The following is a 14,509-nucleotide window of genomic DNA, read 5'->3' on the forward strand; positions in this document are numbered from 1 at the left end:
GGGGGTGTTCCATCATTTCTCTTGCTTGGGCAGTGCCCAGATGGCAATGCCCATGATGATGGGGATAGCGAGCAGCAGCGGCACATAGGCACTGGCCAGATCGTGCAGCCCCAGCGCCTTGCTGAACACGCCGCGACTGATGGCGAACATGTGCGTGGCGGGGTAGATTTCACCAATCCAGCGGCCCGCGCCCTCCAGTGACGAGACCGGATCGGTCAGACCCGAGAACTGCGTGGCCGGAATCAGGGTGCCCAGCATGGCAAAGAACATGGCCGCAATCTGGCTGCGTGTGATGGCCGATGCCAGCAGCCCCATGCCTGTGGCGATGATGGCAAAGAGCACGGCGGCCAGCGTCAGAGCGATAAAGCTGCCAGTCATGGGCACGCCGAAGGCAAACACCGCCAGAGCGCACATGAGCAGGTAGTTGAGCAAAGCCAGGGCCACATAGGGCAGTTGCTTGCCCAGCAGGAATTCCGTGCGTGTCACCGGCGTCACATACAGGTTGACGATGGAGCCCAGCTCTTTCTCGCGCACCACCGCCAGCGCAGTGAGCATGGCAGGGAACATCAGCAGCAGCATGGGGATGACGGCAGGCACCATGGCGGGCAGGCTTTTGACATCGGGGTTGTAGCGAAAGCGGGTTTCTATTGCCACCTGGCTGCCCATTTGTACGCCCATGCGCTCGCGCACCTGCTGCGCCAGCCAGTGCTGGTGCATGCCTTGTACATAGCCTTTGATGGTTTCGCCCCGCTGGGGCATGGCCCCGTCAAACCATGCGCCGATGGCCACGGGGCTGCCGCGCAGCACGTCGCGGCCAAACCCGGGTGGTATCTCGATGGCCAGTGCGATGGCTCCGCTCTTCATGCGCCGGTCCAGGTCTTCGTACGAAGTCAGGGGCGGCTGCTCAATAAAGTAACGTGAGCCCGACAGGCTTTGCGTGTAGCTCTGGCTCAAGGTGCTCTGGTCGCGATCAAGGACGGCGAACTTCAGGTCCTCCACGTCCATGCTGATACCAAAGCCGATCACCACCATCAGCACCAGCGAACCCACCAGCGCCAGCGTGGCGCGCACCGGGTCGCGCTGCAGCTCCAGCGATTCGCGCCACAGATAACTCCACAGGCGCTGCAGGCTGAAGCGGGCTGGGGCTGCAGATACTGCAGATACAGGGGCGTCTTGCGCGCTTGTATCAAGGTTGTCAGATGCATTCGTTGCTGAAGTGCTTGCTGTGTCAGCGAAAACAGCTTCTTTTTTTGCATCCAGCTGCGGAGCGGCCTCGCCCGAGGCTTGCACCAGATAGCCAATGAAAGCCTCTTCCAGCGTGGCAGCGCCGCGCTTGGCCGTCAGGGCTGCGGGAGTGTCGCTGTCGAGCACCTTGCCCGCGTGCATCATGGACATGCGGTCGCAGCGTGCGGCCTCGTTCATGAAGTGGGTGGAGATGAAAATGGTCACCCGGTCACGGCGCGACAGCTCCACCAGCAGGCGCCAGAACTGGTCGCGCGCCACCGGGTCTACACCCGAGGTGGGTTCGTCCAGAATCAGCAGCTCGGGCCGGTGCACCATGGCCACGGCCAGCGACAGGCGCTGGCGCAGGCCCAGTGGCAGCTTGTCGGGCAGATCGTGGCGCTCCTGGGTCAGGCCAAAGCGCTCCATCATTGCTTGCACGCGTGCGGGCACCTCGGCTTCGGGCACATGGAACAGCCGGGCATGCAGCACCAGATTTTGCTCCACCGTCAGCTCGCCATACAGCGAAAAAGCCTGCGACATATAGCCCACGCGCTTGCGGGTGGCGATGTCGTTGGGGTTCACAGCCTTGCCGAACAGCCAGGCCTGGCCCTCGCTGGCCGGCATCAGCCCGGTCAGCATCTTCATGGTGGTGGATTTTCCGCAGCCGTTGGAGCCCAGAAAACCAAAGATTTCGCCTCGACGGATGCGGAAATTCACATGGTCCACGGCCACAAAGTCGCCAAAGCGCATGGTGAGGTCTTGGGCCTCAATGGCGATGTCGGCGTCATCTGCTTGCAGTGGCGGTATGACCACCTCGGCGTGGTCGCGCTTCTTGGCCTCGGGCAGCAGGGCAATGAAAGCCGCTTCCAGCGATTGCGTGTCGGTGCGCGCCAGCAGCTCAGCTGGTGTGCCGGTGGCCAGTATCTGGCCGTCATCCATGGCGACCAGCCAGTCAAAGCGCTGGGCCTCATCCATATAGGCGGTGGCCACCAGCACGCTCATTTGCGGGCGTGTGGTGCGGATGCGCTGGATCAGGTCCCAGAACTGGGCACGTGCCAGCGGGTCTACGCCGGTAGTGGGTTCGTCCAGAATCAGCAAGTCAGGGTCGTGAATCAGCGCGCAGCACAGCCCCAGTTTCTGCTTCATGCCCCCTGACAGCTTGCCCGCAGGGCGCTGCAAAAATTTGTACAGCCCGGTGCTTTGCGTCAAATCATCAATGCGGGAGCTGCGCTCAGCGGCATTGTGGCCAAACAGGCGGCCAAAAAACTGCAGATTCTCTTCAACCGACAGCGTGGGGTAGAGGTTCTTGCCCAGCCCCTGGGGCATGTAGGCAATGCGCGGGCAGACACGGTCCCGGTGCGCTTTGCTGCGCATGTCGCCATCCAGTGCCCGGATTTGGCCCTGCTGCACGGCGCGTGCGCCCGACAGCAATGACAGCAGACTGGACTTGCCCACGCCGTCAGGGCCAATCAGGCCCACCATGCCACCGGCAGGAATGTCCAGCGTGATGCCGCGCAAAGCGACGGTCTTGCCATAGCGCAGGTGCACGTCCTGCAGGCGGGCGACAGGGGGCGCCAAAGAGGATGCGGCCATGCCTGTTTACTCCGGCAGCTTCACCTGCAGGTGGGCAGGCCACTGTGCCCCGGGTTCGGCCAGTACCCAGGCCTGACCGGGCAGACCGGTCTTGACCTGCTGAAGGTGCTTTTGCAGCAACTGCGGATCGATCTGCGCCTTGACGCGGAACATGAGTTTTTGGCGTTCGCTGGCAGTTTCTACCGTTTTGGGCGTGAACTGCGCGGTGCTGGCCACGAAGGATACGGTGGCCGGAATGACCCATTGCGGGGCGGCATCCAGCACGATGCGCACCTCAGACCCCAGCGCCACACGGCCAGCGACGGTCTCGGGCAGGAAAAAGCCCATGTACACGTCTGACAGGTCCACCAGATTCAGGACTTTGCCGCCAGCGCCCAGTACTTCGCCCGGCTGAGCCAGACGAAACTGCACACGCCCGTCGCGTGGCGCGGTGAGCGTGCTGTCGTCGAGTTCGGCATTGATGCGCTGCACCGTGGCAGCGGCTGCCGTGACGGCAGAGTCCGAGCCCGTCACGTTGGCGCGGGCCGCTTCGATGGCGGCTTTGGCGGCGGCAACCTGGGCCTGCGTGGCTTTGAGTGCGGCCTCGGCACTGCGCACGCGGGCACGGTCATCGTCCAGCTCCTGCATGGAGCTGGCACCTTCTTTGGTCAGCGTTTCGGAGCGGGCCAGACGGCGGCGGGCGGCATCCAGTTCGGCTTCGCGCTGGCTCACCAGGGCCAGTGCGGCCACGTGGTCGCTCTCGCGCAAGGCTACCTGAGCCTTGGCTGCCGCCACGGCATGTACGGCGCGGTCCTTGCCCGCCACGGCCTCGGCGTGCTGGGCTTGCAGGGTGTGAATCTGCATGTGTGCCAGAGGCTCGCCGGCTTTCACGAAAGCGCCTTCGGTGACCAGAATGTCTTGCACACGACCGCCGAGCTTGGTGGCGACATCAATCTCGGTGGCCTCGATACGGCCGTTGCCGCTGGCCAGACCGGTGTCTGTCTGGCTGTCCTGCCATTGTTTCCAGGCATAGCCACCGGCCAGCACCAGGGCTGCGGCGACGGCCACGAGGGTGAGGGATTTTTTGGTACGGGCAGACACAGGCATGGCGATAGACATTCGGTTAAGGGGTGACGAAGGAGGACGGCGCAGTAGCAGGCGCTCCCCCCAGGGCGGTGTACAGGCTGATCTGAGCGGCCTGCAGCGCGTAGTGCGCCTGCACGGCCTGCTGCGCGGCGGTCAGCAGTTCGCGCTGGGCATCCAGTACGTCCAGATAGGGCGAGGCACCGTTGTCGTAGCGCAACTGGGCCAGCCGGGCGCGTTCTTGCAGCGCCTGCAGGTTGTCTTGCTGTACCTGGGTTTGCTGGGCCAGATAGTGGCGGGCCGACAGTGCATCGGCCACTTCGCGGAACGCGCTCTGCACACTGCGCTCGTAGCTGGCTACAGCGCTGTGCTGGCGCACGGTGGCCAGATCCAGATTGGCGCTGCGGCGGCCACCGTCGAAGATGGGCAGCGAGATGCTGGGTGCAAAAGTCCATGCTCTGCTGCCTGCATCAAACAGGCCGTCCAGCTGCGCGCTGCCGGTGCCAAAACTGCCGGTCAGCGCAATGCGTGGAAAGAAGGCCGCCCGTGCAGCTGACACCTGGGCCTGTGCAGCCTGCAACTGGTATTCGGCCGAGACGATGTCGGGCCGTGCCTGCAGCAGGCTTGAGGGCAAGCCTGCCGGGACTTCGCGAAAGATGGGTGTTCCAGGAGCCATGGCAGGCAGTGCGACCACTGCCTGCCCCGTCATTTGTGCCAGCGCGTGCGCAATCTGCGCCCTCTCCTGCTGCAGCGACACAGCCAGTGAACGCGCCTGGTTGTGCAGGCTTTGCACCTGAGTGAGCGCGTATCTGGACGTACTTCCGACTTCATAGCGGCGGGTAAAAATGCGCAGCGTTTCTGCACGGCTTTCCACCGTACTGCGCGCCAGGTGCAAGCGGTCATCCAGCTCCCGCAGTGCCAGATAGCTGCGCGCCACCTGGCTCATCAGGCTCAGCTGGGTGGCCTGCGCACCAGCGGCAGTGGCCAGATACTGCTGCAGCGCGGCCTCGTCCAGACTGCGTACGCGGCCCCAGAGATCCAGCTCCCAGCTGTTGAGTCCCACGAACACTTCGTGGTCGCTGCCGGTAACCGGGCGGCCGCTGATGTTCAGGTCACCCGGTACGCGGGCACGGGCATGGTTGCTGCCCACTGCCAGTGTGGGAAAGCGGTCGGCACGCTGAATGCCGTGGGCGGCGCGGGCCTCCTGCACGCGCAGCAGCGCCAGCTTCAGGTCGTGGTTGTAGATCAGTGTCCGCTCCAGCAGCTGGGCCAGCGTGGGGTCTTGCACCATGGTGCGCCAGTCGGGCAAAACGGTGGCGTGCTGCACTTTGCTGGCATGGCTGTCTGCAGGCCACTGGCTGGGCAGGGCCGTGATGTCTGGCTGGGCCAGTGGCCGGGAGGCCGGGGCACAACCGCTGAGCAAGGCGGCACACAGCGCGGCTGCCACACACACGCAGCGGTGCAAATGAGGTGGAAAAGCAGGTGGATGCATCGCAAAACACTCGGTAAGGCCTGTCCAGAATCGGTACATGGGTCACGGGGTATGACCATGCTTGCCTGACAGTGTGAAAGCCATATGTCGGAGACTTCTTGAGCAAAGTCAAGTTTTTGGGCCGATGGCCGGTTTTCTCTCCACGATCACACGCCCGCCTGCAGGTGCTCTGAGGGTGTTGGACGAATGAACGGGGTATTCAGCGCTGTGCTGGCCTGGGGAGGTCTTTCAGACAGGGCCGTGCGCGCACGTGCAGGTGCCCGTTTGCAAAAATGGCGCACATTCGTCAGGAGCAAGGCTGGAAAAGAAAATGCCCGTGAGACACGGGCAAAGTCAGATGCCAAGCCCCACGTTGTGGTGGCAAGACGGGGTGTTTTAGTGCGGGCGCACGGTTAAAAACGCGGCAGATCGGGGTGGCTGATCTGACCGCCACGCACCAGCATCTTGCCGTATTCGGCACAGCGGTTGTGCGTGGGAATGACCTTGCCCGGGTTGAGCAGGCCTGCCGGGTCAAACGCTGCCTTGAGCGCAAACATCTGCAGGTTTTCTTCGGTGGTGAACTGTGTGCACATGCTGTTGAGCTTTTCCACGCCCACGCCGTGTTCGCCGGTCACGGTGCCGCCCATGGCCACGCTGGTCTCCAGAATGTCGGCACCAAACAGTTCGCAGCGATGCAGCTGATCGGCATCGTTGGCATCAAACAGAATCAACGGGTGCAGATTGCCGTCGCCGGCGTGGAAAACGTTGGCGCAGCGCAGCTGGTACTTTTTTTCCATCTCCTGGATGGCCAGCAGGATGTCAGCCAGCCGCTTGCGTGGAATGGTCGAGTCCATGCACATGTAGTCGGGACTGATACGGCCACTGGCAGGAAAGGCGTTCTTGCGCCCGCTCCAAAAGCGCATGCGCTCTTCTTCGCTGTTGCTCACCGTGATGGCGGTGGCACCGGCGCTGCGCAGTACATCGCTCATGCGGCCGATTTCTTCCTCCACCTCTTCAGGGGTGCCGTCGGACTCGCACAGCAAAATGGCTTCGGCCGTCAGGTCATAGCCTGCCTTGACGAAATCTTCTACCGCGGCGGTCATGGGCTTGTCCATCATCTCCAGCCCGGCGGGGATGATGCCTGCGGCAATCACTGCGGCCACGGCATCGCCCGCTTTGCGTATGTCGTCAAAGCTGGCCATGATGCAGCGCGCCAGCATGGGCTTGGGAATGAGCTTGACGGTGACCTCGGTCACCACGGCCAGCATGCCTTCGCTGCCGACCATGGCGGCCAGCAGGTCGTAGCCGGGGGCATCCAGCGCGTCAGAGCCGAACTCCACGGGCTCGCCCGCAATGGTGAAGCCTTTGACCTTCAGCACGTTGTGCACGGTCAGGCCGTATTTGAGGCAGTGCACACCGCCGGAGTTCTCAGCCACATTGCCGCCGATGGTGCAGGCAATCTGACTGCTGGGATCGGGGGCGTAGTACAGGCCGTGGGGCGAGGCAGCTTCGCTGATCGCCAGATTGCGCACGCCGCACTGCACAACGGCTGTGCGGCTGGTGGCGTCGACTTTGAGGATCTGATTGAACTTGGCCAGCGACAGCGTTACTCCCAACGCATGGGGCATGGCACCGCCAGAAAGCCCCGTGCCCGCACCACGTGCCACAACAGGTGCGTTGATGGCATGGCAGGCCTGGAGCACGGCCTGCACTTGCTCGTACGTTTCGGGCAGGCAGACCACCAGGGGCCTTTGGCGGTAGGCGGTCAGGCCGTCGCACTCATAGGGGGTGGTGTCTTCGCTGTGCCACAGCAAGGCGTGCGCAGGCACGTGCTGGGACAGGGCGTGCACTACCTCGGCTTGGCGGGCAGCACGTTCGGAAAGGCTGGCAGTCGTCATAGCGCTTGACTGTAGAGCAAGTGGCGATGCGTGCCTTGTGATTTTTCTTGCAAGCGGGCGTGAAAGCATCACGCCAAGGGCGTTCTGAGATTGTAAAAAGTGAGCTGCTTGCGCTGTTTGAATAAGCGCTGCAGCCTGTTTTTATTGGAAGTCAGAGGCGCCAGGGCATTGAGTACCGCTGGATATTGTGCTGAAAGCGGCCTGCCTGCTGCGGCAAGCCCTTTGCTACGAGGTGGGTGTACCGGCAGATCACATCGTTTTGGCCAGCCATTCGGCAAAGGCCTGGCATTCCCAGCGGTCCATGGTGCCGGTGCGCCAGCACAGGTAGTGGGCATGCTGGCTCTCTACGTCCAGGTCAAACATGCGCACCAGCGTGCCGTTGTCCAGCCAGGGGGCTCCCAGTTTGAGCCGCACGGGGGCAACACCTAATCCGGCGGCTGCCGCATCGCACAGCAAACCTACGTCATTGAACTGTGAGCCTTCGGTAGGCTCTGCCCAATCCAGCCCGGCGGCCTGGAACCAGGGGCGCCACGACTCCAGCGGGCTGCGCAGCAATGGCAGCTCCATCAGGTCTTCAGGCTTTTCAACCGGGCCATGCTGGCGCAGAAAGGCGGGCGATGCCAGCGGGGTGTAAACATCGCGTGCAATTTCGCGGTGCTCCACGTCGGCATAGTGGCCGGGGCCGTAGCGCACCATCAGGTCGGCGTCTTCAGCCACCACATCCAGCAGCGGAATGGCGACTTGCAAGGTGAGGTCAATTTCCGGGTATGCCTCGGTGAACTGCGCCAGGCGCGGTATCAGCATGCAACGTGCAAATGTAGGAGTGACCGCAATCTTGAGCCGTGCGCGGCCCGTTGTCACCGGGTGATTGGGAAAGCACTGCAAAGCTCCAAGACCTTCGCGCACTTGCTGCAGGTAGTTCTGCCCGTCAGAGGTGAGCGAAAAATCGGTGCGGCCAAACAGAAGTGTGCCCAGCACCTGCTCGAGCTGACGCATGCGGTGGCTGACCGCACTGGGGGTGACGTTGAGCTCTTCAGCCGTTTGCGTCACGCTGCGCAAGCGGGCCAGGGCTTCAAAGGTCAGCAGGCATTGGATAGGCGGAATGCGCCGGGCCGAACGGCTGTCAAAAAAACGTGTGGGGCGCTGGCCGTTGTTGCGTGGGCTTGACATGGGGCTTTTCGCGGTCGAGGGGGAAAATCGCAAAAGCTATGCTTTTAAAAGCAAAAAGCACTTGCTGGTATTTGTTTTCATAATGTAATCACTCTGAAAGTAAGATACAACAAGCGCTTGATGCTTTTTCTTTGTGAGCGGTGCGTGATCAGCGGAACACAACGGTTTTGTGGCCGTTCAAAATGACGCGGCGCTCGCTGTGCCACTTCACGGCGCGGGCCAATACCTGGCTTTCGGTGTCCTGGCCGCGGGTGGTCAGGTCATCTACGGTGTCTGTATGGTCTGCACGCGCCACGTCTTGTTCGATGATCGGGCCTTCGTCCAGATCGGCGGTCACATAGTGGGCCGTAGCACCAATCAGCTTCACTCCGCGATCATGCGCCTGATAGTAAGGCTTGGCACCTTTGAAGCTGGGCAGGAAACTGTGGTGAATATTGATGGCACGTCCTGCTAGTTTTTGACACAAGTCATTGGAAAGTACTTGCATATAACGCGCCAGAATCACAAGCTCGGCACCTTCAGCCTCGATAATCTCAAACTGTTTTGCTTCGGCTTGGGCTTTGGTGGCTGCCGTCACAGGAATGTGATGGAAGGGAATGTTGTAGCTGGCCGCGAGTTGGTAAAAGTCGCGGTGGTTGCTGATGATGGCTTTGATATCGACAGGCAGCTGGCCAGATTTCCAGCGGAACAGCAAGTCGTTCAGGCAGTGGCCTTGGCGGCTGACCATGAGAACGGTCTTCATGCGTTCGGCAATGGAGTGCAGGCCCCATTTCATGCCATAGGTGGCAGCCATGGTGGCGGTGGCTTCCTTGAGGGCTGCAATGTCAGCGCTGTCACAGGCGAACTGGACCCGCATGAAAAACAGGCCCGTGGCACTGTCGTTGAACTGCGAGGCTTCTTCAATGTTGGCGCCTTGCTCCAGCAAGAAACCAGAGACGGCATGCACCAGGCCACGGCGGTCTGGGCAGGATAGAGTAAGGATATAGGCTTGGGTCATAGCACGGCAATTGTCGCAGCATGGCCGGGGTTCAATGGGATTTGAGGGAATACATGCAACACGAGGGCTCTGTGCCGCATCTGGCGCCTTGGCGTGCCGTGGTGCTGTATTTGGCAGCAGGAGTGCTGTGGTTTAGTACGGGTAATGTCGTGCTGGCGCAGCTGGTGGAGGACCGCGAGCTTTATGTCGTGCTGCTGCGTGCACAGGATTACATATTTGTACTGGTCTCTGGCTGCTATGCCGGCTGGCTGTTGCACCAGGCCCGGCGTGCTGAGCAGCGCCGCGTGGCTGCACGCAACGATCTGGTCAAGAGTGAAGAGCAGCTGAGCCTGGCACTGGATGGCAGCGGCATGTGGGACTGGGATCTGGAGCACCTGCGTCACACCTTCTCTCAGGGCGTCGCCAGCATGATGCGCTACGAGGGCGCTGATTTCGCGCGTGACTTTCGTTTCCGCTCCCGCATTCACCCGGAAGACCGGGAGATGGTGCGCAAGCAAGCCCGCCTGACTTTGAAGACCGGATGCCCGTTTGTAGTGACGGCCCGTGTACTGGGCTTTGATGGCGAGTACCGCTGGTTTGAAGCGCGTGGCGCTCGCCATCTGGATGCACTGGGCAAGCCTGTGCGCTTTTCCGGCATCATTTCGGACAAAACCCAGCAGCGTCAGGAAGAAGAGCGCCTGCGCTTGGCGGCCACGGTGGTGGACAACACGGCCGAAGGCATTGTGGTGACCGATGCACACAGCAATATTTTGTCGACCAATGCCGCATTTTCTCGTCTGCTGGGGTACGAACCCTCAGAGTTGATTGGCAAGCGTCCTTCGGAATTCAAGTCTGGCAAGCACGAGAAAGCCTTTTACGACGACATGTGGGACAGCCTGCACCGCACAGGCCACTGGCGCGGAGAGATCTGGAACAAACGCAAGAACGGGGAAGTTTTCCCCGAGCGCATGTCCTTGAATGCAGTGCACGACGCGTGCGGCAAGACAACGCATTACGTGTGCATGTTTACCGATATCTCGCAAGAGAAAGAGCGTGAGCACCAGTTGCAGGTCATGGCACACAGTGATGCGTTGACGGGCCTGTCCAATCGCACATGGTTTGTGCATGAGCTCACACGACTGGTCGAGTCTGCCGATGGCCGTGGTGAAAACATGGCCGTGATTTTGCTGAATCTGGATCGGTTCAAGGACGTCAATGACAGCTATGGCCATGCCGTGGGCGATGAGGTGCTGCGCCATGCCGCCAGGCAGATGCAAACGGCACTGCGCCGCGGTGATGCCATTGCGCGCATGGCCGGTGATGAAATTGTTGTCCTGGCGCGCCATCTGAGTCGTCCTGAAGACGCTTCAGCTATCGCCGAGTCTCTGATTCAGGCGGCGGGCCAGCCATGGAAATCCCCCGATGGTTTTGCCGTGGTGGTGAGCGTGAGTGCCGGCATTTGCTGCTACCCGCAGCATGCGCAAAATGCTGCGTCTTTGGTGCAGGGCGCACATGCGGCGGTGTATGGCGCCAAAGAGGGCAAGGGCGGCAGCAATCTGTGGTGTTTCTTCAGCGAAAACATGACGCTGGCCGCCCGTGAGCGCATAGCGCTGGAGTCACGCCTGCGCAACGCCTTGGCGCAAGGGCATCTGCAACTGTTTTACCAGCCGCAAATTGATATCGCCTCAGGCAGCATCATTGGCTGCGAGGCCCTGATGCGCTGGTTCGATCCGGTAGAAGGCATGATCTCACCGGGGCGCTTTATCCCTGTGGCGGAAACCTCTGGCTTGATTGGTCCGCTGGGTGCCTGGGGGCTGGAGCAGGCATGCTGCCAGGCGCAGTCGTGGCGGGATCAGGGCTTGCCCGCCATCTCTGTGGCGGTCAATGTGTCGCTGCACCAGTTTCTGCTGACCGATATTGTCGGCTGCACGCGCAAGGCGCTGGAGCGCTCGGGCCTGCCTGCAGAGTGTCTGGAGCTGGAAATCACAGAAAGCGCACTGGCAGAGCGCCCAGATGAAGCGCTGGTGGTGCTGCGCAACTTGAAGAACCTGGGCTTGCGCCTGGCGATTGATGACTTTGGCACCGGCTACTCATCGCTGGCACACCTCAAGCGTTTCCCCATCGATCTGCTCAAGATCGATCAGAGTTTCATTCGCGACATTCCTCAAAGTGCTGACGATATGGCGATCAGCCATGCTGTGATTGCCATGGGGCAGAGCATGGGCATGGAGGTTCTGGCCGAGGGGGTGGAGACCGCGGCGCAACTGGAGTTTCTGCGCCAGCACGGCTGCAATTTCTACCAGGGTTACTTTTGCAGCAAACCCATGGCTGCGACAGATTTTGAGAAGCTGTTGCGCGGTGAAGCACAGCGCCTCATGCAGCAAGGGCCAGAGGCTGAAATATTTGAAATTTGAGACCGCACATGGGTTCAAAAAAAAGAGGCCTTCCAGGGCCTCTTTTTTTGCAGACTGGCTGCGTATCAGTGGATCAAGACGGGGTTCTGCGCCAATTGCGCATAACGCTCCAGGATGTCTTCGACTTCCTCTTCGCTGGGCGACTCTCGCTGCCACTCCTGGATGATGAGCTGAAACATCTCTGCCCAGGAACCATCCAGATACACCTCTTTGCCCGAACGTTTGTCCACAATTTCAAAACCGTGGCGGGGCAGCGCTGGTGCGGGGGTTTCACCGTCAGCCAGTGTCACTTGTGTGGGCAGACCCAAATCGGGTTTGAGATGGAGCACCACAAAAGAATCCGAGTCATAAAGCATTTGCATGGTGGTCCTCCTTCCTTGCCTGCGTTGCGTTTCTGGCGCTGGGGCATCCCAGGTGATGTCAGATGGGTGCTAAGCAGAGCGTTTCAAGGTGCATGACGGTTTATCGTGCACTGTGAGTATTCCATGAAAGTGAAAACTGCACAGGGGGGGGCACCGTCAGCAGAGCTCAGGGCTTGGTGTGGGACTGCAGCTTCAGGTCCAGTTCATCGCGGCCGCCGTCTTCCTGCATGCGGATGCGTACAGGCAGATACTGCAGCCCGGGGGCCAGCCACAGGGCAGACTGCAGGTTGTCTTCAGCGCTGCTGTCCGAGCTGTGTTCCAGTTTGAGGGCCTGCATGCGTCCTGCAGGCAGTTGCAGGTTTTCGGTGCCACGCACTGTAAACGTCCATGGGGCTACGCGGCTGCTGCTGGCAGCCTGAATGGTGATCTTGGTGCCTTGTGGATAGCGCTGTGGAGCCGCTGCAATCATGCCTGCCACTTGAAAGAACACGCTCATGCGATCTTGGGTGCCGCGCACCCATGCAGCAGGCTCGTTGCCCCGACTAAAAAGAATCTGCCCGGCCTTGGCATCAAAGGTGGCGCTGTTTTCTTTGCGGGCGCGGTCTATAAAAATTTCTGGCAACAGGCCGGTGGGGCCGATGGTGCCCACGCTCGATTGGCGACGGCTGCCAACGATGGGTATCTGCACTTCTTGTGCAGCCTCATAACGCTGCCCCTGTGGCAGCCAGTCGATCTGCGCCTTGGTTTGATACGGCATGCCTTTGTACTTGCCTTGCACGGTAAATTGCAGTCGTGCGGCATCCGGGGCGCGCCAGGCAAGAGGTGCTTTGGCCCGTTGACCTTGCGCTGTGCGCACTTCGATGGGCGCTGTGGTGCTCTGCGCGTATGAGGCGGTGGCAGACATGCCCAGTATCAAGGCAAGGGCCAGCGGCAGACTGGTTTGGGCATTGCGCAGTGCAATGGTGAAAACTGAGGGGCGCAATGGCATGGGCGAACCTTAGAATTTGTGGCATACACGTGAACTGTGGATAACAGTTCACGCCAGTTCTTCTATTTTGGCAGCAGCAGTTGAATGTCGCTGCCATATGGCCTTAGCGCCTACACCTCTTTGCTCATGAAACTCGCCACTTACAAAGACGGCTCTCGCGATGGACAACTGATTGTGGTCTCGCGTGACCTGCGGTTCGCTCATTACGCCACGGGTATTGCTTCACGCATGCAGCAGGTGCTGGATGACTGGAGCTTCATGGCCCCGCAGCTGCAAGACCTCTACCACCAGCTCAACACAGGCCGTGCGCCCCATGCGTTTGCGTTCGATGCCACGCAGTGCATGGCTGCACTGCCGCGTGCACACCAATGGGCAGAGGCCGCCGCTTACCCGTGTCATCTGGCATTAACCCAGCCACAATGGCCCTTGAGCACGACAGAGCCTCTGATGCGCCAAGGCGCGGGCGACAGCTTGATGGGCCCATGCGATGAAGCCGTGGTCGGCAGTGCGGCGATGGGCATCGACTTTGGTGCGGGGCTGGCGGCCATTACGGGGGATGTGCCTATGGGTAGCTCGCCAGAGCAGGCGCTGCATGCCATTCGTCTGCTCATGCTGAGCAATACACTGAGTCTGCGCCACCTCATGCCCAGTGCCCCAGCACAGCCATGGAGCCATCTGCAAAGCTGGCCTGCAACGGGCTTTAGCCCCGTGGCCGTGACGGTGGATGAACTGGGCGATGCCTGGCGCGGTGGCCGCATACATCTGCCTTTGCACAGTAGCTGCAATGGCCGCAAAGTGGGCATGTGCGAAGCGGGGGAAGATATGACGTTTCACTTTGGACAACTGGTGGCCCACATTGCCAAAACTCGCGCGCTGTATGCAGGAGCCATTGTGGGAGCAGGGGTGGTCAGCAACCAGGGCGTGGTCAGTGGCAAAGGGCAAAACCAGCGCATGGACTGGCCACGGGGCTACCACTGCATTGCTGAAAAACGTGCCATGGAGCTGCAGCAAAGCGGGGCAGCCAGCACGGCCTATCTGCAGTTTGGCGACACGGTACGCATTGAAATGAAGGGCAAGGACGGGCTCAGCATCTTTGGTGCGATTGACCAGACCATTGTTTCGCCCCAGGGTGATGGCAGCAGTGCGTAATTCGCTGCCATCCAGCGGACGCCTGGTGCTTGCGCAGTCCACACGAAACGCGCTATTTTTGATTGCGTCAACGCTCAGGTAGAGCAGAGCAAGGTGCCATGGGTGCGGATGGCCAGGTTGCTTTGTGGCACTGGGCGCTGCGTGAGGCGTGCTGTGTGCCGCTTTTGGCCGCGCGGCCGAGCAGTTTTTTCAACGAGGAGCA

At 60.9% G+C, this 14,509-nt stretch carries 10 protein-coding genes; 2 read left to right on the top strand and 8 right to left on the bottom strand.

The window, feature by feature from the left end:
- Nucleotides 1–12 precede the first annotated feature (12 nt).
- The 6 genes from rbbA to purU form a co-directional block, all read right to left on the bottom strand.
- The gene (gene rbbA / locus H9646_RS06000) at nucleotides 13–2,817 is read right to left on the bottom strand and encodes a ribosome-associated ATPase/putative transporter RbbA (protein WP_191722443.1); all 2,805 of its coding nucleotides are present in this window, start codon (nucleotides 2,815–2,817) and stop codon (nucleotides 13–15) included.
- Between the two features lie 6 nt (nucleotides 2,818–2,823).
- Nucleotides 2,824–3,915, bottom strand: a complete 1,092-nt coding sequence (locus tag H9646_RS06005) for an HlyD family secretion protein (RefSeq protein WP_370551128.1) — start codon at nucleotides 3,913–3,915, stop codon at nucleotides 2,824–2,826.
- Between the two features lie 4 nt (nucleotides 3,916–3,919).
- Nucleotides 3,920–5,371, bottom strand: a complete 1,452-nt coding sequence (locus H9646_RS06010; RefSeq protein ID WP_191722444.1) for an efflux transporter outer membrane subunit — start codon at nucleotides 5,369–5,371, stop codon at nucleotides 3,920–3,922.
- A gap of 392 nt (nucleotides 5,372–5,763) precedes the next feature.
- Nucleotides 5,764–7,248 carry an FAD-linked oxidase C-terminal domain-containing protein gene (locus H9646_RS06015; protein ID WP_191722445.1) on the bottom strand — a complete coding sequence of 495 codons (1,485 nt, stop codon included), beginning with the start codon at nucleotides 7,246–7,248 and terminating at the stop codon, nucleotides 5,764–5,766.
- 249 nt (nucleotides 7,249–7,497) lie between these two features.
- Entirely contained in the window at nucleotides 7,498–8,418 is a 921-nt protein-coding gene (locus H9646_RS06020) for a LysR substrate-binding domain-containing protein (RefSeq protein WP_191722446.1), read from the bottom strand.
- A 148-nt stretch (nucleotides 8,419–8,566) separates the two neighbouring features.
- Complete coding sequence (purU, locus tag H9646_RS06025; protein WP_191722447.1) at nucleotides 8,567–9,415, bottom strand: formyltetrahydrofolate deformylase; 849 nt, start codon at nucleotides 9,413–9,415, stop codon at nucleotides 8,567–8,569.
- A gap of 53 nt (nucleotides 9,416–9,468) precedes the next feature.
- On the opposite strand from purU, the gene H9646_RS06030 reads away from it, so the two are divergent.
- Nucleotides 9,469–11,808, top strand: a complete 2,340-nt coding sequence (locus tag H9646_RS06030; protein WP_191722448.1) for a putative bifunctional diguanylate cyclase/phosphodiesterase — start codon at nucleotides 9,469–9,471, stop codon at nucleotides 11,806–11,808.
- Between the two features lie 65 nt (nucleotides 11,809–11,873).
- On the opposite strand, the gene H9646_RS06035 is transcribed toward H9646_RS06030, so the two are convergent.
- Nucleotides 11,874–12,170 (bottom strand): BTH_I0359 family protein, encoded by a 297-nt coding sequence (locus H9646_RS06035; RefSeq protein ID WP_191722449.1) that lies wholly within the window; start codon nucleotides 12,168–12,170, stop codon nucleotides 11,874–11,876.
- A 166-nt stretch (nucleotides 12,171–12,336) separates the two neighbouring features.
- Entirely contained in the window at nucleotides 12,337–13,158 is an 822-nt protein-coding gene (locus H9646_RS06040) for a DUF3108 domain-containing protein (protein WP_191722450.1), read from the bottom strand.
- Nucleotides 13,159–13,284: 126 nt separating this feature from the next.
- Between H9646_RS06040 and H9646_RS06045 the strand changes: the two genes are divergently transcribed.
- Nucleotides 13,285–14,307 (top strand): fumarylacetoacetate hydrolase family protein, encoded by a 1,023-nt coding sequence (locus H9646_RS06045; RefSeq protein WP_191722775.1) that lies wholly within the window; start codon nucleotides 13,285–13,287, stop codon nucleotides 14,305–14,307.
- Nucleotides 14,308–14,509 lie beyond the last annotated feature (202 nt).

Origin of the sequence: Comamonas avium, assembly GCF_014836675.1 — a bacterium.
GTDB classification, from domain to species: domain Bacteria; phylum Pseudomonadota; class Gammaproteobacteria; order Burkholderiales; family Burkholderiaceae_C; genus Comamonas; species Comamonas avium.